This window comes from Agrobacterium tumefaciens (assembly GCF_009649785.1).
GTDB classification, from domain to species: Bacteria; Pseudomonadota; Alphaproteobacteria; order Rhizobiales; family Rhizobiaceae; genus Agrobacterium; species Agrobacterium tumefaciens.
The window spans coordinates 215,580-240,335 of the sequence record NZ_WJOK01000004.1 but is presented as its reverse complement, the minus strand read 5'-3'; the positions used below and the strand labels follow the sequence as shown (position 1 = coordinate 240,335).

General features: G+C 58.5%; 24 protein-coding genes. 11 read left to right on the top strand and 13 right to left on the bottom strand.

Translation table 11 applies throughout. The annotated features are described in order from the left end of the window. Nucleotides 1–68 precede the first annotated feature (68 nt). From GH784_RS06380 to GH784_RS06335, 9 genes are all read right to left on the bottom strand, one after another. Complete coding sequence (locus GH784_RS06380; protein WP_003517878.1) at nt 69–284, bottom strand: hypothetical protein; 216 nt, start codon at nt 282–284, stop codon at nt 69–71. Between the two features lie 30 nt (nt 285–314). Then, nucleotides 315–551 carry a 30S ribosomal protein S21 gene (rpsU, locus tag GH784_RS06375; RefSeq protein ID WP_003517876.1) on the bottom strand — a complete coding sequence of 79 codons (237 nt, stop codon included), beginning with the start codon at nt 549–551 and terminating at the stop codon, nt 315–317. 27 nt (nt 552–578) lie between these two features. Next, nucleotides 579–869, bottom strand: coding sequence for a hypothetical protein (locus GH784_RS06370; RefSeq protein ID WP_003517874.1), 291 nt, complete (start codon nt 867–869; stop codon nt 579–581). A gap of 109 nt (nt 870–978) precedes the next feature. After that, the gene (locus GH784_RS06365) at nt 979–1,188 is read right to left on the bottom strand and encodes a cold-shock protein (protein ID WP_003517872.1); all 210 of its coding nucleotides are present in this window, start codon (nt 1,186–1,188) and stop codon (nt 979–981) included. A gap of 479 nt (nt 1,189–1,667) precedes the next feature. Beyond that, the gene (locus GH784_RS06355) at nt 1,668–2,903 is read right to left on the bottom strand and encodes a Gfo/Idh/MocA family protein (protein ID WP_035199324.1); all 1,236 of its coding nucleotides are present in this window, start codon (nt 2,901–2,903) and stop codon (nt 1,668–1,670) included. Nucleotides 2,904–2,923: 20 nt separating this feature from the next. After that, the gene (locus tag GH784_RS06350) at nt 2,924–3,745 is read right to left on the bottom strand and encodes a sugar phosphate isomerase/epimerase family protein (RefSeq protein WP_013761396.1); all 822 of its coding nucleotides are present in this window, start codon (nt 3,743–3,745) and stop codon (nt 2,924–2,926) included. A gap of 51 nt (nt 3,746–3,796) precedes the next feature. Beyond that, nucleotides 3,797–4,960, bottom strand: coding sequence for a dihydrodipicolinate synthase family protein (locus GH784_RS06345; protein ID WP_035199323.1), 1,164 nt, complete (start codon nt 4,958–4,960; stop codon nt 3,797–3,799). Nucleotides 4,961–4,970: 10 nt separating this feature from the next. Next, nucleotides 4,971–6,113 carry a Gfo/Idh/MocA family protein gene (locus GH784_RS06340; protein WP_003517858.1) on the bottom strand — a complete coding sequence of 381 codons (1,143 nt, stop codon included), beginning with the start codon at nt 6,111–6,113 and terminating at the stop codon, nt 4,971–4,973. 245 nt (nt 6,114–6,358) lie between these two features. Then, nucleotides 6,359–7,057 (bottom strand): TetR/AcrR family transcriptional regulator, encoded by a 699-nt coding sequence (locus GH784_RS06335; protein ID WP_003517856.1) that lies wholly within the window; start codon nt 7,055–7,057, stop codon nt 6,359–6,361. Between the two features lie 119 nt (nt 7,058–7,176). Between GH784_RS06335 and GH784_RS06330 the strand changes: the two genes are divergently transcribed. From GH784_RS06330 to GH784_RS06315, 4 genes are all read left to right on the top strand, one after another. After that, on the top strand, nt 7,177–8,466 hold the full coding sequence (locus GH784_RS06330; protein ID WP_065705308.1) for an ABC transporter substrate-binding protein: 1,290 nt from the start codon (nt 7,177–7,179) through the stop codon (nt 8,464–8,466). 6 nt (nt 8,467–8,472) lie between these two features. Further along, nucleotides 8,473–9,426, top strand: coding sequence for a carbohydrate ABC transporter permease (locus tag GH784_RS06325; RefSeq protein ID WP_003517854.1), 954 nt, complete (start codon nt 8,473–8,475; stop codon nt 9,424–9,426). Beyond that, the gene (locus GH784_RS06320; RefSeq protein ID WP_013761392.1) at nt 9,419–10,294 is read left to right on the top strand and encodes a carbohydrate ABC transporter permease; all 876 of its coding nucleotides are present in this window, start codon (nt 9,419–9,421) and stop codon (nt 10,292–10,294) included. The genes GH784_RS06325 and GH784_RS06320 overlap by 8 nt, the downstream gene beginning before the upstream one ends. Before the next feature lie 88 nt (nt 10,295–10,382). Beyond that, complete coding sequence (locus GH784_RS06315) at nt 10,383–11,459, top strand: ABC transporter ATP-binding protein (RefSeq protein ID WP_003517850.1); 1,077 nt, start codon at nt 10,383–10,385, stop codon at nt 11,457–11,459. A 214-nt stretch (nt 11,460–11,673) separates the two neighbouring features. Here GH784_RS06315 and GH784_RS06310 read toward each other — a convergent pair whose 3' ends face one another. Genes GH784_RS06310 through GH784_RS06295 form a run of 4 tightly spaced genes read right to left on the bottom strand, consistent with a single transcriptional unit; the run spans nt 11,674 to nt 16,394 of the window. Then, the gene (locus GH784_RS06310; protein WP_111828457.1) at nt 11,674–12,450 is read right to left on the bottom strand and encodes a sugar phosphate isomerase/epimerase family protein; all 777 of its coding nucleotides are present in this window, start codon (nt 12,448–12,450) and stop codon (nt 11,674–11,676) included. Further along, complete coding sequence (locus GH784_RS06305; protein WP_065705313.1) at nt 12,447–13,463, bottom strand: hydroxyacid dehydrogenase; 1,017 nt, start codon at nt 13,461–13,463, stop codon at nt 12,447–12,449. The genes GH784_RS06310 and GH784_RS06305 overlap by 4 nt, the downstream gene beginning before the upstream one ends. Then, nucleotides 13,460–15,337, bottom strand: coding sequence for a DUF2264 domain-containing protein (locus GH784_RS06300; RefSeq protein WP_111828456.1), 1,878 nt, complete (start codon nt 15,335–15,337; stop codon nt 13,460–13,462). The genes GH784_RS06305 and GH784_RS06300 overlap by 4 nt, the downstream gene beginning before the upstream one ends. Next, nucleotides 15,330–16,394 carry a LacI family DNA-binding transcriptional regulator gene (locus GH784_RS06295; protein WP_003517845.1) on the bottom strand — a complete coding sequence of 355 codons (1,065 nt, stop codon included), beginning with the start codon at nt 16,392–16,394 and terminating at the stop codon, nt 15,330–15,332. Before GH784_RS06295 ends, GH784_RS06300 begins: the two co-directional genes overlap by 8 nt. A 112-nt stretch (nt 16,395–16,506) precedes the next feature. Here GH784_RS06295 and GH784_RS06290 point away from each other — a divergent pair, with 112 nt between their 5' ends. From GH784_RS06290 to GH784_RS06260, 7 genes are all read left to right on the top strand, one after another. Next, a complete protein-coding gene (locus tag GH784_RS06290) occupies nt 16,507–17,799 on the top strand; it encodes an ABC transporter substrate-binding protein (protein ID WP_153793278.1) in 1,293 nt (430 codons plus the stop codon). A 169-nt stretch (nt 17,800–17,968) separates the two neighbouring features. After that, on the top strand, nt 17,969–18,898 hold the full coding sequence (locus GH784_RS06285; RefSeq protein WP_019566450.1) for an ArsR/SmtB family transcription factor: 930 nt from the start codon (nt 17,969–17,971) through the stop codon (nt 18,896–18,898). A gap of 123 nt (nt 18,899–19,021) precedes the next feature. Next, nucleotides 19,022–20,533 carry an arabinosylfuranosidase ArfA gene (gene arfA, locus GH784_RS06280; protein ID WP_013761387.1) on the top strand — a complete coding sequence of 504 codons (1,512 nt, stop codon included), beginning with the start codon at nt 19,022–19,024 and terminating at the stop codon, nt 20,531–20,533. A gap of 7 nt (nt 20,534–20,540) precedes the next feature. Further along, nucleotides 20,541–21,614 carry an ABC transporter ATP-binding protein gene (locus tag GH784_RS06275; protein WP_003517841.1) on the top strand — a complete coding sequence of 358 codons (1,074 nt, stop codon included), beginning with the start codon at nt 20,541–20,543 and terminating at the stop codon, nt 21,612–21,614. 78 nt (nt 21,615–21,692) lie between these two features. Continuing rightward, nucleotides 21,693–22,967 (top strand): extracellular solute-binding protein, encoded by a 1,275-nt coding sequence (locus GH784_RS06270; protein WP_025595973.1) that lies wholly within the window; start codon nt 21,693–21,695, stop codon nt 22,965–22,967. A 67-nt stretch (nt 22,968–23,034) separates the two neighbouring features. After that, complete coding sequence (locus GH784_RS06265) at nt 23,035–23,919, top strand: carbohydrate ABC transporter permease (RefSeq protein ID WP_003517835.1); 885 nt, start codon at nt 23,035–23,037, stop codon at nt 23,917–23,919. Further along, nucleotides 23,916–24,743: a carbohydrate ABC transporter permease gene (locus GH784_RS06260; protein ID WP_003517833.1), complete on the top strand. Its 828-nt coding sequence runs from the start codon at nt 23,916–23,918 to the stop codon at nt 24,741–24,743. Before GH784_RS06265 ends, GH784_RS06260 begins: the two co-directional genes overlap by 4 nt. Nucleotides 24,744–24,756: the final 13 nt, after the last annotated feature.

Genomic DNA, 24,756 nt, shown 5'->3' with positions numbered 1-24,756 from the left:
GCGTGCGCCTGTTGCGTGTCAGGTTCAAGAAGTTTTTCGGAAAGGCGACGTCAAAAAGTGCAACCGGGTTATTTCTTGCCGGATGACTTTTTGGTGCGGGTGGGTGGAGGGGCGGCGATTGCCGCCTCCTGAGCTTCGCGAAGTTGGCGAAGCCGTTCCGTCTTCTTGGCGCGCTGGTCGGATTCGGCGGTTATGATCTGTTTCGCCGCCTTGTCCGTTATGGATGCCTTGTCCTGCGAGGACAGCTTTCCGGGTTTGAAAACAGCCTCTTTAGTCGCGGTCATGGCATTCTCCTTTGCGGAGCGAATTGACAGTTATCGAGCGCGGGCAACCTTTTTGGGAGCAGGAAGCAATCCCTCGCGCTGCAATTTTTTCTTCGCCATCTTGCGGTGGCGGCGCACAGCTTCGGCTTCTTCGCGGATACGCTTTTCCGACGGCTTTTCGTAAGATTCCCGTGCGCGCATCTCACGGAAGATACCCTCGCGCTGCATCCTCTTTTTCAAGACGCGGAGGGCTTGCTCTACATTGTTATCCCTGACGAGTACCTGCAACTTATCTCCTTAACGCAGCCATCGCTGCTATTTTTTGATTCTGATCGTATTCGAATTGATCCAGCTCGATCCCGCAACGCGCGAAGACGAGCCTTCGATTTCCACGGGCCGCGATGAAGACGCAGCCACATCGATTTCATCGAGCGCTATATTACGTTCGAAGTTCTCGTGCTGGAAACGCACCCTGTAGCGAACCGCACCTTGTTGTGTCTCTGGCAGAGCCGTTACGACCCGGCCTGGACCTTTGGGCTGGTTGGCCCCAAGTACGCCCGCCTTCAGAAAGATAGCATCGCCGGAACGATAAGGATTTTTGCGCATGAGAGCCTCCCCATGGCCAAAAAAACAAAAGGCCGGGATTTAACCCGACCTCTCACAATCACTCAGCGCCACTGCTGGTACATGCGTAGCCAGCGGGGCCGATGACAAATCAAGCTGCGCGAAGGTTGTCAGCGGAGCTCTTGCCGGACTTGCGGTCCTGCACGATGTCGTAGGTGATCTTCTGGCCGTCGTTCAGCGAACGCAGACCTGCGCGCTCAACAGCCGAAATGTGAACGAAAACGTCCGTGCCGCCGTTGTCAGGCTGAATGAAGCCGAAGCCCTTGGTGGCGTTGAACCACTTTACAGTACCAGTGTTCATAACGATTTCCTTTCGTAGTAATCGTTGTTGGTTTCCGCGATACCTTGCGGAATTAGATCGATTATTTGAGAGGAAATCCGACGGGAACGTAGAGTCCCAGGAGCGACGTCACAAGCAATTGTCGATTTGCCGAATATAGCCTCAATTTTTGATTTTGCAATGGGCCGATGCGGAAAAATGCGCCATCTGGCGATTGCACTTGTCGGTTCCGATGTCTCTTCCTGCGTCAGCGGCGCGATTTCGGTTTTTTCTCTTCCCTGTTCATATCACGCCCCACCCATTTGAAAAAAAGGATCAGGCTGGTGCCGATGATGATGAGCGGAATGAAGGATTCGAAACTGGACATGATTAACTCTTTCTTCCCCCGATCGTCGTTTTACCGGTATGGAGGAAGCGCGTAATCTGCAGAATGTTATCTGTTCTTTTTTGGCAATTGCGGCCTGCGGACCGACGTTGAAAGCACCGCAGGCCGAAAATATCTAGATGGGCAGGGATTTCACCGCCGCTGCACCACCCTCGCGGGCGCTTTTCAATGCGGCTACGCCGCAGAGCACGGATATGGCGCCGGCGCGCGAACCCGCCCGCTGCCGCAGCCGGTCGTTCGAACCGGGCTTGAAGATCATGTCGCGCATGCGATTGTCGCCGCCATAATGGCCGCCCGGCTCATGCGGCACCCAGATACGCTCGACACCGCCACCGAAACTTTTCACCAGCAGGATTTCGTCGGCGGGGGGCTCAGTCCACGGCTGCTTTTCATATTGGCGCATCTCGATGCGTCCTTTATGGCCGTTAAACGCGATGTGGTGTCCCTCGATCGGCATATAGGTATTGAGCGAATAGGAGACCTGCACGCCGTTCGCATAGCGAATCGAGGCACTCATCGTGTCAGGAATGTCGATCTCCTCGCGAAAGACGCAGGCGTCACGCATATAGCCATCCAAAGTCGACGGGTCCTCGTAAAGCGCGTCCAGGAACGGGTCGGCCCCGAGATCCATGAAATAGTCGCATTCGCCCTTGTGCGGACAGGTACGACAGCGCGTTCCCCGGAACGGTCCGTTCTTACCATAATGCAGCAATTGCCCAAAGCCCTTCACTTCCACCGGGTCGGAATCGAGATACCAGTTCAGAAGATCGAAGTGGTGCGTCGCCTTGTGGACGAACAGGCTGCCTGAATGTTCGGTGAAAGCGTGCCACCGGCGGAAATAATCCGCACCGTGCTGGTTATCGAGATACCAGTGGAAATCTACCGAGGTAACGGTGCCGATCGCGCCGTCGTCGATCAGCTCCTTGATGCGCGCCGCCGTCGGTGAAAAGCGATAATTGAAGGAAACGTCGACACGGCGGCCGCTTTTGGCCTCCGCCGCGCGGATGCGGTCAATCTTTTCCGGGGTGGTGGTCATGGGTTTTTCGCTGATGACATCGGCACCGCCCTCGAGCGCGCGGATAATGATGTCGTCATGAGTATCGTCGGGCGTGCAGACGATTACCAGTTCCGGGCGTTGCTCGGCCATCATCCGGTCGAAGTCGTCATAAAGCGGAGCCGCCGACCCCATCATGGCGCGGGCCCGTTCTGCGCGCATCAGGTTCAGGTCGCAAATGCCGACCAGTTCGACATAGTCGCTCCACCCGGCCAGAAGTTCGCGCCCCCACATGGTGGTGCCACGATTGCCGGTGCCGACCAGTGCATAACGTTTGCGTTTCACCCTTTCAGGCATTTCCTTACTCCCGAACCCAATCAACAAACGGTTTTAAAACGCTCGACGACGGTGGACAGAACCTCGTCCACCGGGCGTGCCTGCCAACGATGCGAAAAAATCTCGACTTCCTGCGGACCGGAAAAGCCGGCGGCCTCGATCATGGCGCGAAATGCCTTCAGGTCAATCACGCCATCGCCCATCATGCCGCGATCGTTGAGCGGATCGGTGGTCGGCACCAGCCAGTCGCAGATATGGTGTGCCAGTATCTGCCCGTTTCGCCCGGCGCGCGCCACCTGTTCCTCCAGCTCCGGGTCCCACCAGACGTGATAGACGTCGATGGCCACACCGGTTCCGGCACCTAGCCGGTCGCAGAGGTCGAGCGACTGTTTCAAAGTGTTGAAGCAGGCGCGGTCGGCGGCATAAAAGGGGTGCAACGGTTCAATGGCGAGCGGCACGCCGGCTGCCCTCGCATAGGGAAGAAGTTCGGCCATGCCGTCCTCCACCATCTGCCGTGCACCTTTCAAGTCTCGAGAACCGGCGGGCAGGCCGCCCACGACAAGCACTAGGCAATCTGCCTTCATGGCGGCGGCTTCGTCCACGGCGCGTTTATTGTCCTCAATGGCGCGGCTGCGGCCTTCTGCATCGGGGGCGGGGAAAAAGCCGCCCCGGCAATGGCCGCTGAGACGAAGGCCGTTCTGCTCGACAATGCGTGCTGCTTCAGCAAGGCCTGCAGCGTGAACCTGCTCGCGCCAAGGAGAGATGGTGGTGATGCCATGCGCAAGGCATGCATCCACGATTGCCCCGAAGGAACGTCCCTGCCGCACGGTAGCAAAATTTATTGAAAGGCCCTCAACGCCCATAACGGTACTCCTCCCTTTTGCGAAGGCCTCCAGCCACCTTCGCTCTCGCGCTTAACCAATGCCTCTGACAGCCAGAAACTGCTTCATGCGATGCGTCGCCACATCCGGTTCGGCAAGCACATTGGCCTTGTCCGCCAGCCGGAAAAGCTCGGCGAAATGCCGCGTGGAGCGGGCGCTTTCCTGCCCGCCAACCATGGTGAAATGGTCCTGCAAGCCGTTGAGATAGGCGAGAAACACCACGCCGGTTTTGTAAAAGCGGGTCGGCGCCTTGAAGATATGGCGCGAAAGAGCCACCGTTGGCTCCAGAATGTCGAAGAATTCATTATCCGCACCGCGCTTCAGGCTGGCGAGCGCCTTGGATGCCGCCGGAGCAATGGCATCGAAAATGCCGAGCAACGCGTCCGAATGACCTTTTTCGTCACCGGCGATCAGTTCGGCATAATTGAAGTCGTCGCCGGTATACATGCGAACACCAGCGGGCAGGCGGCGGCGCATGACGATTTCCTTTTCCTTGGATAGAAGCGAAATCTTGATGCCGTCGATCTTGTCTGCATTCTCCTCGATCATGGCAAGGCAGGTGTCCATCGCCGCCATATGGTCGCGGGCACCCCAGTAGCCCTCAAGCGCAGGATCGAACATTTCTCCCAGCCAGTGGATAACCACCTTGTTCTCGGCACGGGAAAGAACCCTGGCATAGGCCTCGAGATAATCGTCCGGGGAGCGGGCGGCAGCGGTGAGCGCCCGGCTTGCCATCAGGATCACGCGACCGCCTTCTCCCTGAACAAAATCAAGCTGTTCCAGGTAGGAGTCGATAATCTGCTTCAGGTCATATCCGCCGCCGTCAAGATGATCCGTGCCGACGCCGCAGGCGATCAGCGCATCCTTGCGGGTGGCCGCTTCCTTCAGCGAACGGGAGATCAGTTCCTGCGCCTGCGGCCACGCCAGTCCCATGCCGCGCTGGGCCGTATCCATGGCCTCCGCAACACCCAGGCCGAGGTCCCAAAGGCGGTGACGGAAGCGCAGGGTAGCGTCCCAGTCGATGGCGGGCGTCAACCATGGATCGTTGTCGGCGAGGGGATCGGCCACCACATGGGCGGCAGCGAAGGCGACTCGATTGAAATCCGCCGCACTTCGTTTCTCGATGGCGACCGGCGCGCCTGATAGCCTGTAGACCTCGATGCTGCGGTCGTCCTTTGGAAGCTTGAGTTCGCTCACTGTCGCCTCCTCAGGAAAGTGCGGGAACGTCGAGCCAGCGGCGTTCCTTCCATGATCTCAGCCCCAGTTCGGCCAATTGCACGCCCTTCACGCCCTCCATCAGCCCATAGGGCCATGGGTCGTTGTCGACGAGGTGACGCACGAACATTTCCCACTGCGCCTTGAAACCGTTGTCATAAGTGACGTTGTCAGGCACTTCCTGCCAGGTCTTGTAGAAGTCGATGGTCTGGGGCTGGTCAGGGTTCCACACCGGTTTCGGCGTATTGGTGCGGTGCTGGGTCCAGCATTTGGTGAGACCCGCTACGGCCGAACCATGCGTGCCATCAACCTGAAACGTGACGAGATCGTCGCGGCGCACACGCACCGCCCAGGAAGAGTTGATATGGGCGATGGCGCCGCCTTCCAACTCGAAGGTGGCGTAGGCGGCATCGTCGGCATCCGCCGCATAGGCGTGGCCCTGTTCATCGAAACGCTCGGGGATATGGGTGGCGCCGAGGCAACTTACGGATTTCACCGGTCCGAATAGATTATCGAGCACATAACGCCAGTGGCACAGCATATCGAGGATGATACCGCCGCCGTCCTTCAGGCGGTAATTCCACGAAGGACGCTGCGCCGGCTGCCAATCGCCTTCGAAAACCCAATAGCCGAACTCGCCGCGCACCGAGAGGATCTTGCCGAAAAAGCCGCTGTCACGCAGCATCGCCAGCTTGCGAAGGCCGGGCAGGAACAGCTTGTCCTGCACCACGCCGTGTTTGATACCGGCGCTTTCGGCCAGTCTGGCAATTGCCAGCGCCTCTGCCACGCTGTCGGAAATCGGCTTTTCGCAATAGACGTTCTTGCCCGCCTTGATGGCTTTTTCGAGCAGGCTGCCACGCATCTGCGTCGTGCCGGCGTCGAAGAAAAGCGTGTCATCCGGGTTCGCAAGGGCGGCGTCGATGTCGGTCGTCCAGCGCGCGACATTGTGCTTTTTAGCGATTTCCTCGATTTTCGCACCGTTTCGGCCGACCAGAATGGGGTCGAGCATGACCTTTTCGCCGCTCTTCAAAACCACGCCGCCCTGATCGCGAATGGCGAGAACGGAGCGCACGAGGTGCTGGTTGTAACCCATGCGGCCGGTGATGCCGTGCATGATGACGCCGATACGTTTCATGAATTTCCTCCCAAGGCGGCCTTTTCCCGAAAGCCGCTTCCGTCAAACATGGCAATTTGTAACCATTTGGTTATTTGTGGTCGTGAAGGATGCGATCTGTCAAGGTGTTTTTGGCAGGAAATTCACATGCACTTGCGGCGGCAGAAATCACGGGTTTGTGCCGCGCCGCAAAAGGAAAAGACGCGCTTCGCGGATGCGAATTGCGCGTCGTCGCTGTTGTTAAAGGGAAATTCGGTTTTTACGGCTCAGACCGGCCGCACCGCAGCAAGCAGGGTATCGACGATATGCTGGCCCCAGCGTTCAAGTTCGGCGGGGTCGGTCAGGTCGCGCTGGAAGATCGTCGACAGCGTGAATCGGTTCGAAAGATAAAAGGCGCCGAGCGAGGCGATCGTCAGATAGACGTCGATCGGATCGAGACCGTCACGGAATTCGCCAGTATCGCGGCCGCGCCGCAGCACGTCCTCAAGCTCGGAAATGAAGTTCGAATGCATCGCCGCAATCGTAGCGGATTGCCTGAGATATCGGGCTTTATTGAGGTTTTCTGTTGCGAGAATGCTCAGAAATTCCGGGTGATCCAGAAAATAATGCCAGGTGAAAAGCGCAAGTTCCCGCAAGCCTTCCGAAGGCGCCTTGCGGGTCAGGTCCAGCCGCCGTTCGGTGTGGCGGATGTGGCGATAGGCGTCCTCCAGAACGGCGAGATAAAGCGCGTCCTTGTCGCCAAAATAATGGTAGATCATCCGCTTGTTGGTGCCGGCACGCCGCGCCACGACATCGATTCTCGCGCCCGCCAGGCCCTTTGCGGCCACCTCGCGGCGGGCGGCTTCAAGAATGGCGGCGCGTGTTCTCTCCGGGTTTCGCACCTGTGCCGCCCCGCGTTTGCGCTTGGGGGCAGGCGTTTCCTCGACGGCCGGATCGGGCAGCTGGTTTTTCGTCGTTTCGTCCATCTTAGCACCCGCTTGACAATGTTGGCGATCGGTGTTCCCATGTAACCAATTAGTTATAAAACGGCAATAGTCGTTTACCCCCATCATTAATTTGGCAGTCAATTAGGGAGGAGTTGCCAATGCCCGTGATGCTTCACAGGAGAAGTGTGCTTTCAGCAGGGCTTGCGGCCCTTTCACTCGCAACATTGGGAGGTGGCTCGGCGCAGGCTCAGGCCGCGCGGCTGCGTATGTTGTGGTGGGGATCGCAGGAGCGTGCGGATCGCACCAACAAGGCGATCGCCGCATATAAGCAAATCAAGCCGGATCTCGATATTGCCGGGGAATTTGCCGGCTGGAGCGACTACTGGCCGCGCCTTGCCACGCAGGTGGCAGGCCGCAACGCGCCTGATCTGATCCAGATGGATTATCGCTACATCTTCGAATATGGCCGGCGCGGCGCCCTTGCTCCCCTTGATGACTATATTGGCAAGGGCCTGAAGATAGAAGATTTCGGCAAGATGAACATCGACTCCGGTCGGGTCGACGGCAAGCTTTACGGGGTTAATCTTGGCGTGAATTCCAGCGCTGTCTTCTTCGACAAGGCGGCCTGGGAAAAATCCGGCGCGACCCCGCCAGCGATCGGGCAGACCTGGGAAGAGTTTGCCGAAAACGCCGCCAAGCTCAGCAAGAACAAGCCCAAGCCCGGCTATTACGCCACGGCCGATGCCAGCGGCGTCGAGCCGAGCTTCGAGAACTGGCTGCGTCAGAACGGCAAATCACTCTACACACAGGATGGCGGTATCGGTTTTGATCCGACCGACGCGACCAAATGGTTCACCATGTGGGCGGATTTGCGCAAGAGCGGTGCATGCGTGCCGGCCGATATTCAGGCGCTCGACCAGTTGAATATTGAAACCAACGCGCTGACGACGGGCAAGGCGGCAACGGCATTTGCCCATTCCAACCAGTTTGTCGGTTATCAGGCACTCAACAAAGCAAAGCTGGCGATTACCTCCTATCCGAAAAGCAAGAAGGATGGTCCTTCCGGTCACTACCTGAAACCATCCATGCTCATCAGCGTCGCCAATGGCAGTGCCGGCATCGAGCAGGCGGTCGGTTTCATCAACTTTCTCGTTGCCGAACCACAGGGCGTCGATGTTCTGGGTGTGGAGCGCGGCGTTCCGGCGTCGGAATCGATGCGTAACGCGCTGACCGCCAAGCTCGATGCCGTCAGCAAGAGCATGGTGGAATATATTGCCGAGATTACCCCCGGCGTTGGCGATCTGCCGCCGGCACCCCCTCCGGGTGCAGGCGAATTCGCCTTCGTCCTGAAACGTACAGCGGAAGAGATCGGCTTTGGCAAGATTTCGGCGGCTGAGGGTGGTGACCGGCTCGTCAAGGAATCCGAAACCGTCATTAAACGGAAGTGATGGCAGATGGCCTTTCGATCTGAAACTCTCGTGGAGGAGAGCCGTGGCGCGGCTCTCCCGAAGCGGGCAGGCGTGAAGCGGCTTTTGGACCGCAACGTTCACGCGTACCTGTTTCTCCTGCCGTGGCTGATCGGTTTCTTCGGTCTCACCCTCGGGCCTGCGCTGGTGTCGCTTTATCTGTCCTTCACCAATTATGACCTGCTTCAATCCCCGGACTGGGTGGGGGCGGCCAATTATGTGCGCATCGCCACTGCCGACCCTAAATTCGCCGCCGCCATGCAGGTCACCTTTACCTATGTGCTGCTTTCGGTGCCGTTGAAGCTGATCTTTGCGCTGCTGGTGGCGCTCGCCTTCAATCGCGGCATAAAGGGGCTCACGCTTTACCGGGCGATCTTCTATCTGCCGTCGCTGCTCGGTTCCAGCGTGGCGATCGCTGTTCTCTGGCGGCAGCTTTTCGCGTCAGATGGCCTCGTCAACATGGTCCTGTGGCAGGTTTTCGGTTATGAGGGGCCGAGCTGGATTTCCAATCCGGACTACTCGCTCTACACGCTGGTGATCCTGTCCGTCTGGCAGTTCGGCTCGCCAATGATCATCTTCCTCGCAGGGCTCCGGCAAATCCCGCAGGATATGTACGAGGCCGCCGATATCGACGGCGCGAGCAAGATGCGGCAGTTCTTCCGTATTACGCTGCCGCTGTTGACGCCGGTGATCTTCTTCAACGCCGTGATCCAGACGATCGATGCCTTCAAGGCCTTCACGCCCGCCTTCATCATTTCCGAAGGCACGGGCGGGCCGATCAACTCGACGCTGTTCTACACGCTCTATCTCTATCAGGAAGCCTTCGGTTTCTTCCGCATGGGATATGCCTCGGCGCTTGCCTGGATTCTTGTGATCATCATCGCGCTGTTCACGGCCTTCTCGTTCCTCAGCGCGAAATACTGGGTGCATTACGATGACTGACGCTGTTACCGCTCCCCGGCCGGGACAAGGCCCGCAACGCTCACCGCTAATGTCGGTTTTGCTGCATGCGGCGCTGATCCTTGCCTCCTTTGCGATGCTTTATCCGATCCTGTGGATGATTTCGGGTTCGTTCCGCCCGCAGGACGAGCTGTTCGGTTCCTCCTCGCTCATTCCTTCGTCGGTTGATTTCGGCGGCTATATTCGCGGCTGGACCGGGCTTCAGGTCAGTTTCGGGCAATTCTTCTGGAACTCGTTCTTCATCTCGGTGCTCGCCACCATCGGCAACGTCGTTGGCTGCTCACTTGCCGCCTTCGCTTTCGCCCGCCTGCGGTTCGGTGGGCGCAATTTCTGGTTCGCGCTGATGCTCGGCACCTTGATGCTGCCCTATCACGTTGTGCTCATCCCGCAATATATCCTGTTTCTGGAAATGGGTTGGGTGAATACGTCGCTTCCGCTGATCGTGCCGAAATATTTGGCAACCGACGCCTTCTTCATCTTCCTGATGGTGCAGTTCTTCCGGGGTATTCCGCGTGAGCTTGATGAGGCAGCGGTGATGGACGGTTGCTCGCCCTTCCGCATCTACTGGAAGATCATGCTGCCCCTCTCTCTGCCGGTTCTGGCAACGGCCGCGATCTTTTCCTTTATCTGGACCTGGGACGATTTCTTCGGTCCGTTGATCTATCTGAACGACATCAACACCTACACCGTGCAGCTCGGCCTCAGATCCTTCGTGGATTCCACCGGCAGCTCGGATTGGACGTCGCTTTTCGCCATGTCCAACCTGTCGCTGGTACCGGTCTTCCTGTTCTTCCTGTTCTTCCAGCGGCTGCTGATTGAAGGCATCGCTACCACCGGAATGAAACGCTGAACGGACGAAACGGGACCGAAAACGAATTGCAGAACATCAACACCGTCGCGGCTGCCTTGTCTGCAGCGCGACGGTCGGGAGAAACAGCATGGCAAGCAGCATTACTCTGGAAAAAATCGTCAAGCGGTTCGGCGCCTTTCCGGTCGTCCACGGCATCGATCTCAAGATCGAGCCGGGCGAGTTCACCGTTTTCGTTGGCCCCTCGGGCTGTGGCAAATCCACGCTTCTGCGCATGATCGCCGGTCTGGAGGAAATCTCCGAGGGTGATCTTCGCATCGATGGCGAAAGGGTCAACGAAACAGCCGCTTCCAAGCGCGGTATCGCCATGGTGTTCCAGTCCTATGCGCTTTATCCGCATATGAGCGTTTACAAGAACCTCGCTTTCGGGCTGGAGACGGCGGGTTACAAGAAACCGGAAGTCGAGGCGCGGGTGCAGAAAGCTGCCGATATCCTGCAGATCGGCCCGTTGTTACAGCGCAAGCCGAAGGCGCTTTCTGGTGGCCAGCGCCAGCGTGTCGCCATCGGTCGGGCTATCGTCCGCGAGCCGAAAATCTTTTTGTTCGATGAACCCCTGTCCAACCTCGATGCGGAACTGCGCGTGCAGATGCGTGTCGAAATTGCCAAGCTGCACCAGACGCTCGGCAGCACCATGATCTATGTGACGCATGACCAGGTGGAGGCCATGACGATGGCCGACAAGATCGTGGTCCTGCGTGACGGCCGCATCATGCAGGTCGGCCGCCCGCTTGATCTCTACAACAATCCGGCCAACCAGTTTGTGGCGGGTTTCATCGGTTCGCCAAAGATGAACTTCCTTTCCGCGAAAGTGGCTTCAGGCGACAGCTCCAACCGTACCATTGAGGTCGCCGGCCAGCGCATTCTGCTCGAAAAGCCGGTCGCGGCTGAGGAAGGCGAGCCACTCACTTTCGGCATTCGTCCCGAACACGTAAACCCACAGGCGCAATCGGCCTCGCTTGGCGATGCGTCCATCCAGCTCGTTGAACATCTCGGCGGCTCGACGGTGGTTTATACCAGCACCCCAGATGGCCAGCCCGCCACCCTGCTGCTGGACGGCCAGCGCCATATCCGCATCGGCGAGACCATTCCCTTTGCGTTTGATCTGGCGAAGACGCATCTGTTCGGGGCAGATGGGCGGCGAATATAAGAGGAAAAACCGGGGGGAGGAACAGACCTTCCCTTATTCCTGTGCGTGTCACAGGAGTCCAGCTGACGCGTCTGCGCGGCGAGGAAATCAATCAGCCCAAAGACTTGGGCTGGCTGGTTCCCTATAGGGGATACAGGGATGAGGGCAGCGGGCGGTTGTGATGGATAGCGAATTTTAGTCCGCCGCGTCGGTTTTCGATAAAAAACAAGCGGTTCTAAGAGCCGGCGAGAATCCCGCTCAGCACCGCCGCATCTTCCGAGAACTGGGCGGCGTTGTCACCTTTGACGAACTCCAGCATCGCATAAGCCGGTTCCATCCAGTCGCTTGCTGGCAAGGCATCAACGCAAGCCCGCCAATAGTCCGCGCGCTCGCCGAGCGGCAGGCGGCTGGCATCGGTGAGCCACGCGAAGACGTGCAGGTGGCAGATGCGCGAGCCGAGCGCGGATATTTCCGCAAGGGCGTCATCCAGCGGTAGACCTGGGGCTGGCTGCCAGTAAAAGAACAGGTTAGGCATCGGCAAATCCTGCATGAGCTGCAAGGCCGAGGTCAGCGTGTCGGTCAGCGAATTGGGGTGATATTCGAGGCCGATTGTCATTCCGTGGTCGTCTGCCCGCCGGGAAAGTGCCGCCAACGCGTCGGTCGCCGCACGGCGTTCCTCTGGTGAATAATCCGCGGATGGGCGTTTGCGGCTGCCGGGCCAGATGCGGATATGGCCGGTGCCGAGCGCTTTCGCGGTTTCCAGAACTGCGGTCACATCCTCCGGCGCAAAATCCGGTGCGAAAATGTAGGATCCGTAGGAAGAGACGGTAAGACCGGCTTTCACCGTACGCGCCGCCACATCCCTTGCATTTTCTAGGTCGCCAGGTGGCACATGGATATCGGCACCCCATTCTATCGCCTTGATGCCATTTGCGACGGCAAGGTCAATCACGGCCTGCTGCGTCATGGACCTGAAGGTGACAGAGCAGAGGCCCGGCTCGAAAATTCTCATGCGATCAGTTCCAGATGTTCCGGACGTACCTGCTGTTGCAATGGTTCTGCGCGGCAGAAGCGTTCGATCTCGGCAATCGCCATGTCGCCGAGCCGGGCGCGTTCGAGGCCGACGGCGCCGGCGATATGCGGCGTCAGGAACACGTTCGGAAGGCTGTAAAAGGGCGAATCCGGTGACGGCACTTCCGGATCGGTCACGTCGATGACGGCCTCTATGCGTCCGGTTTTCAGTTCCGCCAGCAGAGCGTCTTCATCCACCAGCGCGCCGCGGGCCGTGTTGATCAAGGTCGCTCCGTCCTTCATCAGGGCAAGCGCGTCGGCGCCGATCATATGCCGGGTTTGCGGCAGGGATGGCGCGTGCAGGGAAATGACATCGCTTACCGCCATAAGCTCGCGGAGCGATACGAGACGCACACCGAGCTTTTGTGCCTCCACCGCGCTTAAAAACGGGTCGAAAAGGATGAGATCGAGATCGAAGGGCTGAAGCAGATTGATGACCCGACGTCCGATGCGTGACGCCCCGACAATGCCGACGGTCAGGCCGAGATTGCCGATGACCTGCGACTGCAGGCGGTCGACGTTTCGCCGTGCGCGATCCTCTCCGTAGATGCGCCGGAAACCGAAGGTACGCTTGCCGGAAAGCAGGATCATTGCCAGCGTAAACTCCGCGACCGGCTGCGCATTCGCCTCGGCCGCGCTGCACACCGTAACGTTTCGTTCGAAAACCGCCTGGGACAGGAAGTATTTCACCGTCCCGGCGGCATGTGAAATCAACCGAAGGTTCGGCATCATTGCCAGTTCCCGCATGTCGATCTCGGGACAACCCCAGCCAGTCAGAAGAATATCTGTTCTCTCCAACTGCGCAGTCACAGCTGGGTCGTGAAAATCGGAGATCGGCCGGGTATCGAGGATGTCGACGCTCTGCGACAGCTTTTCAAGCGCCTGTGGCGTCAGCACATGCTGCGTCCGCTCCGGGTCCATGGCAAGGCTGAGACGCGGACGCGGGCTTATCATTGCGGTTCTCCCGCCGCCGCCATGCTGCTTACCGGAACACCGCGCTCAACAAACAGGCGGTCAAGCGCTTCCATGTCCGGAAGTGCGGGAACTGTCGCCAAAGCTGTTTCGCTTTCAGGTCCCGCCAGTCCCACAAAGACGGCGCAGGCGAGCAGGGTTTTGCCCGCTGGAATGTCGCCCCGCAATTGCGGCACAGTGGTTTTGGCATTGATGAGATTGGTATTGGGCAGCGCCTTCAGCGCCACGCCCTGGCGGGATGCGCTGGAGCCGAGATCGATGATGGCGGATATGTCGGTGCCGCAATCGGCCGTTGCCCGGCCGCTGTCTTCGATCACCGCATCGCGGTCGCCATCGTTGCGGTTTATCGCAAAGCCGCCTTCGGTGACAAAAAGTGGCCGCGCGGAAGTAATCCGGTGCAACCGGATATGCCACTCTCCCGCGGCAACCAGCGTCGTTTCGACCTCGACATCGGGGAATGGGTTCCAAGTCGCTCGAAGATTGGTGCCAGCCAAGAGCACAGTGCGGTTGGTTTCGCGCACCCGGTAGTGGCGGCCATCTTCGGAAAAGGCCAGCATATTGTCGAAACCATTGGTCTTGAAACCGCGCTCGTCCACTTCCACGCCGAAAGCGTAACGCGAGGAATATGCGAATTTGGCGTATTTCTCCGGCCCGCCGCGCATGGACAGGTTTTCCTGCCCACTCGTCAGCGCCGTGACGTTACTCTTACTGCGCATCATCACCATGCCGGGATGAACGAGCGGCCGTGGTTTTGTGGATGTGTCTGGCAGCTTTTCCTCCGCCTGCCAGAAGGGGTGGCTTTCCGGCAAGGCGAGCGGCAGGAAAGCCTTGAAGGCCCAATAGGGTGAACCCGCCGAATTATAGCTTTCCGACATGGTCAGTTGCGGATAGGCGTAACCGATGGAAAGCACGCCGTCGCGGTCGGCAATCGGCTTTCCCGCCCACCAGCGCAGATGTTTCAGATAAAGCCCCTTGATCTCCCCCCAGGGCATCGCTTCCTCATCCGCGAAGGCGAGGGCACCCCAGAAGCCGCCGCAGGCGAAACGGTAGGTCATGGAGCGGCCAAAGGCCAGCGCGCCACCATCCTCATCGAACCAGCTTGCGAAATCCCCGGCAAACAGGCGGGCACGTTCCCGGTAGCGTTCGGCGTATGCATCATCCGGTTTGCTGATTTTCGCGTAGATCAGCCCGTAAAAATGCATGGCGAAGGCGATGTAGTGGTCGATGCGGCGATAGTTGCCGTCGCGATACCAGCCGTCGGCGATGTAAAATCCGTCCAGCTCTTTCAGATATGTTTCGGTGAGGCTCCGGTCGAATTCGATACCGAGATGATCGAGCGCCGCATCGACCATCACCCGGAAAAACTTCCAGTTATTGTCGGCATAGATGCGCTCGCGCGCCGCCAGAAGATAATGGCGCACATTCGCCTTTTGCGCTTCGGACAAGGGTTCCCACAGATGTTGCGGCGCAAGCCGAAGCGCAAAGCCGAGGGCGGCCAGTTCCACCAGCCGCTGATCCTTCTGCCGCACGTCGCCCCAGTAATCGGCATGGGCGGGATCGGTGCCATTGGCGATGCCTCTGGCCAGAAGCGGCCAATGGGCGAAGGCATCGCCGCTGAGCGCAAGCGGCGCGATGCCCCAGAGTGGTCGCGCAAATCCTTCCAGATCGGCCGCTGCCCGGTCAAAATGCGCGGCGGTGCCGCTTAGCGTCACTCTTGCGCCGCTCTCTGAGAAATAGGGAAGCAGCGGTGCGAAACTGTCGTCTAATGCCCGTCTGACGTCGGCGCGGGTCTTGAGTGGATTGCCGTAAAGCGGATTGAAGCGGGTCACTGGATCATGGTTTGCTGGCTTATGCATCGCGCGCCGCCTTTCCCGTCTTTTTTGCTCGACCGGCGGTCTGTCCTTCCACAAGCTGTACACCCAGCTGAACCTGCCGGGCATTGGCCGATGGCTCCGCCAGCCGGCGGCGCATCAGCTCCACCGCCTCGCGGGCAATCTCGCGGCGGTCTACCCGGATTGTGCTGAGCCGGGGAGTGGAAAGTTCGGCGAAGGGCAGGTCGTCGAAGCCAATGATGGAAAGATCGTCCGGTACCCCGAGGCCAAGCTCTTGTGCTGCTCCCAGCGCGCCGAGCGCGATCGCATCGTTCATGCAGAAAATGCCAGTCAGATCGGGGTTTTTGGCCAGCAGCTGACGAACCGCATCACCGGCCTGCCCGAAGCCGCTATCCGCCGTGGAAAGCAGAAACTCCTCATAGGTGGCACCCTCTTCCTCGATGATAACCTGCCGAAAGCCCCGCATGCGCTCTCTTATAGTGTGACGGTGTTGCGGACCGATATAGGCGACCTTGCGGTGCCCCAGTTCCAGCAGCCGCCGCGCCGCCATCGCCCCGCCGTAAAAATTGGAGGGCGAGACGCAATCCAGCATCATCGAGGGATCGGCGCTATTGACGAGAACCGGTTGCAGCACACCCTGCGTGATGCGGTGGATTATCTCCTCTTCGGGGTCAAGACCAATGGCGAGAAGGCCATCGACCTCGCAGACCCGCTGTGTAAGGGCGTCGTCGATCTGCCTCTGGTGCAGCAGCCGGATATCGAGTTCGAAACCCTCTGTCTGGGCAAGGCTGCGCAGCATGTCGAAAATATCGTGATAAAAGGCGCCGATATCGCCGGTCGCTCGTTCGGCGGACATGAGGGCGAGGATTTTCTTGCCCTCCAGCGAGATGCCGCCGGTCTGGCTCGTGACTGGCCGCAGCGGATAACCAAGTTCCGCCGCCACGCCCAGAACCTTGGTCTGGATCGATGCGCTGATGCCTTTTTCCCCGGCGAGAACCCGTGAGACCGTGCTGATGGAAACCCCTGCGCGCTGGGCGATATCCGACTGGCGCGGGCGGCTGATGTCGGGCGTATCGTTCATGTCTTCTCCTGCGCTTGCAAAAAATTCTATTATGATGCAAATATTGCAAATAATGAAAATTTGCAAGAATTTAAGTGATGAATGAGAAATTTGCAAAACGCGGGAGGAGCAGATGCAAACTATCGATAGACGCGGATTTTTGGTGACGGCGGCACTGGCGGGTCTTGGCGCGGCGGCGGGCGGTTTCCGCGCGATGGCGGCCGAAACCCGGCTTCGTTGCGTATGGTGGGGTTCGGCTGACCGCAACAAGCGCACCAATGATGTGATTGCCCTCTACCAGAAGGCAGATCCACAAACGGTAATCAGCGGCGAGATGATCGCCGGTTCCGACTATTGGACCAAGCTTGCGACGTCCATGGCGGGACGTAACGTCGCCGATATCTTTCAGCTCGAGCCTTCCACCATTGCCGATTATTCCGGCCGTGGGGCCTGCATGGAACTTGACCAGTTTGTCGGCTCGTCGCTTGATCTTTCCAATTTCGGCAAAAGCGAAGTCGATCTTTGCCGCATCGACGGCAAGCTTTACGGCGTCGGTCTCGGGCTGAATTCGTTCTGCATGATGTATGATGCAGAGACGCTGAAGGAGGCCGGCGTCTCCGTGCCGAAGGAGCAGATCACCTGGAAGGGGCTGGCGGAACTGGCGCGCGATTTCAAGAAGAACGCTCCGGCGCGGCGCAATTATTGGGCGGTGCCCTATGGCGCTCGTTATCACTACGTCTTCGATGTCTGGCTGCGCCAGCGCGGCAAACTCCTGTTCCAGGACGGCACCATCGGTTTCAACAAGGAAGATGCCAAGGAATGGTTCGCCTATTGGGAGGATCTGCGCGAGAACAAGCTTTGCGTCTCTGCCGATATCCAGACGCGCGATGACAATACCATCGAATCCAACGCGCTGACCTTTGGCAATTCCGCAATCGGCTTTGCCTATTCCAACCAGCTTGTCGGTTACCAGGCGCTCAACAAGAAGACGCTGTCCATTGGCATGCTGCCGGGCGAGGGGGCGGGAAAACCGACCGGGCATTATTACCGGCCGGGGCTTATCTGGTGCATTTCGTCCACCTCCACCACTCCGGAAGCTGCGGCGAAGTTCATCAACTTCTTTGTCAACGATCTGGAAGCGGGCAAGGTTCTCGGTGTCGAACGCGGCGTGCCGCCGGCGAAGAGGGTACGCGAAGCTGTGTTGCCAAGCCTCAACGAGACTGAACGCAAGACGGTCGATTACATCGAGAGCCTGTCCGGCAAGCTCGATACCTATCCGGAGCCTGCCCCCATCGGCGCCAATGAGTTCGACCGTGGGGTAATGCGTCCGATTGCCGACTCACTCGCCTTTGGCCGCGCCACTGTGGATGAGGCAGCGCAGAATCTTGTCGATACCGGCACCCGCACGTTGCGCAAGCGCGGGTAAGGAAAAAGAGGCAGCGCATGCGGTATCGAAACCGCCTGCGCTGCCTTCATTCGCAATCCTTCCTTGCGTGTCTGACTTTGAATATATCGACACGACAAACAATGCTGGACAGCATAAGATATTTAAGCCAGAAATTCTGATCTAGATCGCTAAATCTGAAGATTAGACAATGGCTCCCAATTTCCTACTTATTGACGCTGAAAAAGAATTCGATGTCTTGAAGGCGGCGGCGTCGCTGATCCGTGTGCAGATATTGAAGCTGCTGCACGAGGCCAACGGTCTCAATGTCAACGAGATCGCGCAGAGGCTGGATCTTCCCCAATCCACCGTGTCGGCCGGTGTGACCGTTCTTGAAGAGGCGGGGCTGCTGCGAACCGAAACGCGCAAGGCGCGCAAGGGCAGCCAGAAAATCTGTTTTGCGACCTGCGACGAGCTTATCGTTTCGTTTCGAAGCCCCGAGACGCCGGCTGTATCCAACTACATTGCCGTCGCCATGCCGCTCGGCCTCTATACGCAAAGTTCGGTGACCGCGCCTTGCGGCATCTGTTCGCCGGAGGGCATTATCGGACTTCTGGATGTCCCTGATACCTTCATGGATCCCGACCGCATGAAGACTGCACTTTTGTGGTTCACATCGGGTCATGTCGAGTATCAATTCCCCAATAATGCCAAGATTCAGGGGCGAAACGTCGAGGAAGTCGAGTTTTCGATGGAGGTCAGTTCCGAGGTGCCAGGAACGCACAGCAACTGGCCGTCAGACATTACCCTCTCCGTCAACGGCAAGGAGATCGGGGTCTGGACCTCGCCCGGCGATTTCGGCGACAAGCGGGGTACGTTTACGCCCGACTGGTGGAAACTGTCCGGCTCGCAGTATGGAATGCTTAAAACCTGGCGCATTACTGCCCAGGGAACCTATGTCGATGGTACGCGCATTTCCGATGTGACGCTTGCGGATATAGATCTGTCCAGCCACCGCTCAATCCGTCTGCGGATCGAGGTAAAGGCGGATGCAAAGCATCCGGGCGGGCTCAACATCTTCGGCCGGGGCTTTGGGAATTACGATCAGGACATCGTATTGCGTCTGCGCACCGCAGACTGATCGGGCCAATTTCATAAAGTATGGATTTTCGCGGTTGACAGGCGCGGCTTCCATTGGCAACTATATTATGAAATGTGGTGTATATCATATTGTACGATATAAATGCGCATGGGAGGAGAGCCTATGAAAGCGCGGGTTTCAGTCCACCGGGACTTCCGGATTGGGCGTATCGACGATCGCCTATATTCCGCCTTCATCGAACATATGGGGCGGGCGATCTATGGCGGGATTTACGAGCCCGGCCATCCGCAGGCGGATGAAAACGGTTTTCGCAAGGACGTGCTGAAATTCGTGCAGGATCTGAAAATTCCGGCGATCCGTTATCCCGGCGGCAACTTCGTTTCGGCCTATCGCTGGGAAGACGGCATCGGCCCCCGTGACAAACGGCCCGTGCGGCTTGATCTTGCGTGGCGCTCCAAGGAAACCAACCAGATCGGCGTCAACGAGTTCGCAGACTGGGCGTCGATGGCAGGCATCGAGATGATGCTCGCCGTCAACCTCGGTTCCCGTGGTCTGGATGATGCCCGCAACTTTCTCGAATACGTGAATTTTCCCGGCGGCACCGAGCTTAGCGACCTTCGCCGCAGCCACGGCGCCGAAAAGCCGCATGGCGTGAAGATGTGGTGCCTCGGCAACGAGATGGACGGCCCCTGGCAGATTGGCCACAAGACGGCGGTGGAGTATGGCCGGCTGGCCAACGAAACCGCGAAAGCCTTCAAGGGTTTCGACCCCACCATCGAGGCAATCGTCTGCGGAAGTTCCAACGACGGCATGCCGACCTATCCCGAATGGGAGCGCGAGGTGCTGGAAGAATGCTACGAGAATGTGGACCACATCTCGCTGCATAAATATTTCGGCAATAACAGCCGCGACACGCTGAATTACTTCGGCAAGATCGAAGAAACAGGGCGTTACATTCAGACTATCGCCGGTGTCATCGATTACGTGAAAGCCAAGAAGCGCGCCAAGAACGATGTCTCCATCTGCTTCGACGAGTGGAATGTCTGGTACCATATCCGCGAAGACGACGGTAAACGCATCAAGAGCTGGGACTGGCCGGAAGCGCCTGCACTTCTGGAGGAGACCTACAATTTCGAGGATGCTCTCTTCGTGGCCGGGTTGCTCAACGAGTTCATCCGTCGCTCGGACAGGGTGCGCATCGCCTGCATTGCCCAGCTCGTCAATGTCATCGCCCCCATCCGCGCTGAAAAGAACGGACCGGCATGGCGCCAGACCATCTATTATCCCTATCAGTTCGCCTCGCTTTATGGTCGCGGCGTTGCACTGAACATTGCCGTCGATTGCCCGACCTACGACTGCAACGCGGCCGATGACGTCAAATATCTCGATGTCGCCGGCGTGTTTGATGAGGACGAGGGCGTGGTGACGCTGTTTGTCCTCAATCGTCATCTGACCGAAGCAGCAGAGCTCAATGTCGGTCTCACCGGCTTTTCGCCTGTGTCACTCAGCCTGCATCTTTCCATGGCGGGATATGATCTGAGGATCGGCAACGGTCCGGATCAACCCGACCGCGTCGTGCCGGTGCCGGGCAGCGGCATTGGTGTCGAGGATGGGGCGCTCAAAGGCTCTGTGCCGGCGCTGTCCTATCATGTTCTGCGCGTGAAGGTTCAGTGAGGCGGTGATGGGTGTCCGTCTCAGCAATATCGCCAAGTCCTTCGGCTCCTTTGCAGCCATCCGGGACGTTTCGATGGAGATTCCGACGGGCAGCTTCGCGGTTTTCGTGGGGCCATCCGGTTGCGGAAAATCCACCCTGTTGCGCATGATCGCCGGTCTTGAGGAAACCAGCGGCGGTCACATCGCCATCGACGAGCGCGACGTCACCGCTGTCGAGCCGGCGGATCGCGGCGTTGCCATGGTCTTCCAGAATTATGCGCTTTACCCGCATCTGACGGTGTTCGAGAACATGGCTTTCAGCCTGCGTCTCGCCCGACGGCCGAAAGCGGAGGTGAATGAGAGGGTGGGTGAAGCTGCCCGCATCCTCCAGCTCGAGGACAATCTGCACAAGAAGCCATCGCAGCTTTCCGGCGGCCAGAGACAGCGCGTGGCCATAGGCCGCGCGATCGTGCGACAGCCGAAGGTGTTTCTCTTCGATGAACCCCTGTCGAACCTGGATGCGGAGCTGCGCGTGCAGATGCGGCTGGAACTGACCCGGCTTCACCGCAAGCTCGGCGCCACGATGATCTACGTCACGCATGACCAGGTGGAGGCCATGACGCTTGCGGACAAGATTTTCGTGCTGAAGGGCGGCATCGTGCAACAGGCCGGCGCGCCGCTCACCCTTTACGACGATCCGGACAATCGTTTCGTCGCTGGATTCATCGGATCGCCCGCGATGAATTTCCTTGCCGCCGACATCGTCGGGCAGCGGGACGGTATCGTGACGCTTACGCCTGAAGGTGGTGAAAAGCACCTCGAAGCCCGGCTTTCGCATCCGGTTTCCCCCGGTCAGCGGGTCGAAATCGGCATAAGGCCCGAGCATCTGGTGATCACGCAAGAGGGTGCTTTGCCTGTCAATGTCGAGGTGGCGGAGGAGCTTGGCGACCTTTCCTATCTCTATACCCGAACGCGTGCCGGGAAAGAACTTGTCGTGCAGCGGCAGGGCTCGCGCGAGCGGCTGGATGGCCGGTCCGTCTCACTGAGTGCCTCGCCCGATCACATCATGGTTTTCGGCAGCGACGGCAAAAGGTTGCGATAGGCGCGAGGAGGCGCCTTTCGATGCAGTAGCAGACCGCCCCTTGAACGGGGTGTTTCCAACAAACGGGAGGAATGAACGATGCGACTGATCAAGACATTGCTTGTTGGTACGGTTCTGGGCCTGAGCGCCCTGCCGGCACTGGCGAAGCAGGATATCGTCTGGTGGGACTTTCTTTCGGGCGGCGACGGCGTGCGCATGAAAGCGCTGATTGCTGCCTTCAACAAGGAACACCCTGACATTCAGATCAAGGGAACGACGCTAGAGTGGGGCGTTCCGTTCTATACCAAGGTGCGCACGGCGTCCGCCGTGGGTGAGGGGCCTGATGTCATGACCTATCACCTGTCGCGCGCGCCGCTCGGCCTTGATGAAAAAGTATTGAGCGAAATTACCACAAAAGACCTTGATGATGCCGGGTTGAAGACCAGCGACTTTTTCAGCGCACCCGTCGAGGCAGCAACCCACGACGGCAAGCTTTATGCGGTGCCGTTCGATATCCATGCCCTTATTCTCTACTACAACGCCGATCTTCTGAAAGGGTCTCCCTATCTCGATGCCGAGGGTAAGTTGACCGGTATCAAGACGATGGAGGATTTCGAAAAGGCGCTGGCCTGGGCGAAGGACAAGGGCGTTCAGACGCCGGTTACCTATCAGTCGGGTGGCGAAGCCGGTGTCTGGCGTGTCTTTTATACACTGTTCTCACAACAGGGCGGCGAGCTGGTCACCAATAACGAGGTGCTTGCCGGCGACAATGCCGAAAAGGCTGCCAAAGCGATCGATACCATGTCGAAATGGCGGGAAAACGGATGGGCGCCCGAGCAGGCGGAATATCCGGCGTCCGTTGCTCTCTTCTCCGCTGGCAAATCAGCCTTCCAGCTTAATGGCGTCTGGGAAGTTCCGACCTACAAGGATCTGGAAAAGAACGGCAAGCTGGGCTTCAAATGGAGTGCCGTCGAAGTGCCGCCTTTCATGGGCAAGCGCGCCACCTGGGCGGATTCGCACGCCTTTGCGATCCCCAACCAGGGTGACAAGACCGTTTCCGGCGAGAAACGCGCCGCTGTCATGACGGTTATTGGCTGGATGGAAAAACACGCCATCAGCTGGGCCGATGCGGGGCATATTCCGGCCTATAAATCGATCACCGAAAGCAGCGAATACAAGGCGATGCAGCCGAATGCCACATATGCCTCGCTGGCGGAGGCGGCAGTGTTCGATCCGAAGACCACGATTACCGGAGTTGCCTCACCCGCTTACGATGCGGCGCTTAATATCATCGCTCCGGCCATCCAGGGCTACATGAGCGGCGCGGATGCGGTCGAGCAGATCAAGTCCGAGCTTCAGGGCAAGCTCAAGTAATCCGAGACTGCCCTCTGGCTGTCAGCCGGAGGGCAGCGTGCAATGCGGGAGGTCCCGGAGGCATTCCATGGCTATGATTGAAAACCGGCGCAAGAAGTCGCTGATCGCACTGTCGATGGTGACGCCATTCATCGTGGTCTTCGCCACGTTCTTTCTTTACCCCCTGATCGAGATGATACGCATCAGCTTCACGGATGCGCCGCTTATCGGCGACGGCAACTGGGTCGGCCTGCAGAACTACATAAAATTGCTGAGCGACCGCCTGTTCGTCACCTCGCTCAAGAATAACGGCTATTTCGTGCTGCTGACGGTGGTGCCAACAACGGTCATCGCCCTGTTGATTGCGCTTGCGGTCAGCCGATTGTCCGGCATCAAGCAGACAATCGCCATGAGCCTGTTTTTCCTGCCTTATGTCCTGCCGGTTTCGGTTGTCACCGAGATCTGGGCCTGGATGCTCGACCTGCAGTTCGGCATTCTCCAACCGGTCATTTCGTTGCTGGCGGGCAAACCCGTCGCGGTTTTCAAGAACCCCAATTGGGTCATGCCGATGGTCGCCGTCGTCACCATATGGTGGACGAACGGCTTTAACGTTCTGCTCTTCATTGCCGGCTTGCGAAACATTCCGACCGAGCTTTATGAGGCCGCAGCTCTTGATGGCGCAACGACATGGCAAAAGTTCCGGCGCGTCACATGGCCGCTTCTGTGGCCGGTGACCGCGCTGATCCTGACGCTGCAATTGATCCTGCAACTGAAGATATTCGACCAGATCTACCTCTTGAGCGGCGGCGGACCCTTCAATTCCAGTTTCGTGCTTCTCCTTAAGGTCTACCGGGAGGCCTTCCAGATGAACAATGGCGGTTATGCATCGGCCGTGGCGACCGTGCTCTTCCTGTTGATCGTCATCGTATCCGTTCTCCAGTTCCAGTTGCTACGCATCCGGAGGAATTCATGAGCCTGACCAAAAGACTTGAGAACGTCGTCCTGACCCTGCTGACATTTTCGGCAGCACTGGTATGGATTTTCCCGCTTTACTGGGGGTTCGTGACGTCGTTGCGCTCGGACGAGAATGTTGCGGGCAACACGTCGCTACTGCCTGATGAGTTCCAGCTTGGTGCCTATGTGAATGCCATCTTCAATACGCGGCTGTTGACCTGGTATGTGAACTCCATTGGCACTGCCGCGATCGTCACGGTCTCTGTGCTCATCATTTCGATGTTATGCGCCTATGCGCTGTCGCAGATCCGCTTTCCGGGACGGCGACTGCTCTATGGCATCGTGCTCGCGAGTTTCATGGTGCCCGCGCAGACGCTTGTCGTGACACAGTTCATCCTGATGAAGAACCTCAACCTCATCAATACCTGGGCGGGCATCATCCTGCCGCAACTGATCACGCCAATCGTCATCATTGTCTACAAGCAGTTCTTCGACAGCGTGCCCAAGGAGATGCGGGAGGCGGTGGTTCTGGATGGTGGCGGCGAATACACGATCCTGTTCAAGGTGTTTCTGCCGCTGAACTGGGGCATTACGACCGCCATGGCGATCGTGACCTTCATTACGGTGTGGAACGCCTTCTTCTGGCCTTTCCTCGTCATCACGTCCGAAAACATGATGACGATCCCCGTCGGCATCACGCAGGTCAACGACACCTTCGGCATCGTTTATGCACGCCTGATGGCGATTGCCATGCTGGCGGCTCTGCCGGTCATCGTCGCCTACGTCATCTTCCAGCGGCGCGTGACGGAAGCCATCATGATTTCGTCCGGCGTGAAAGGGTGAGGGCGGCGAAAGA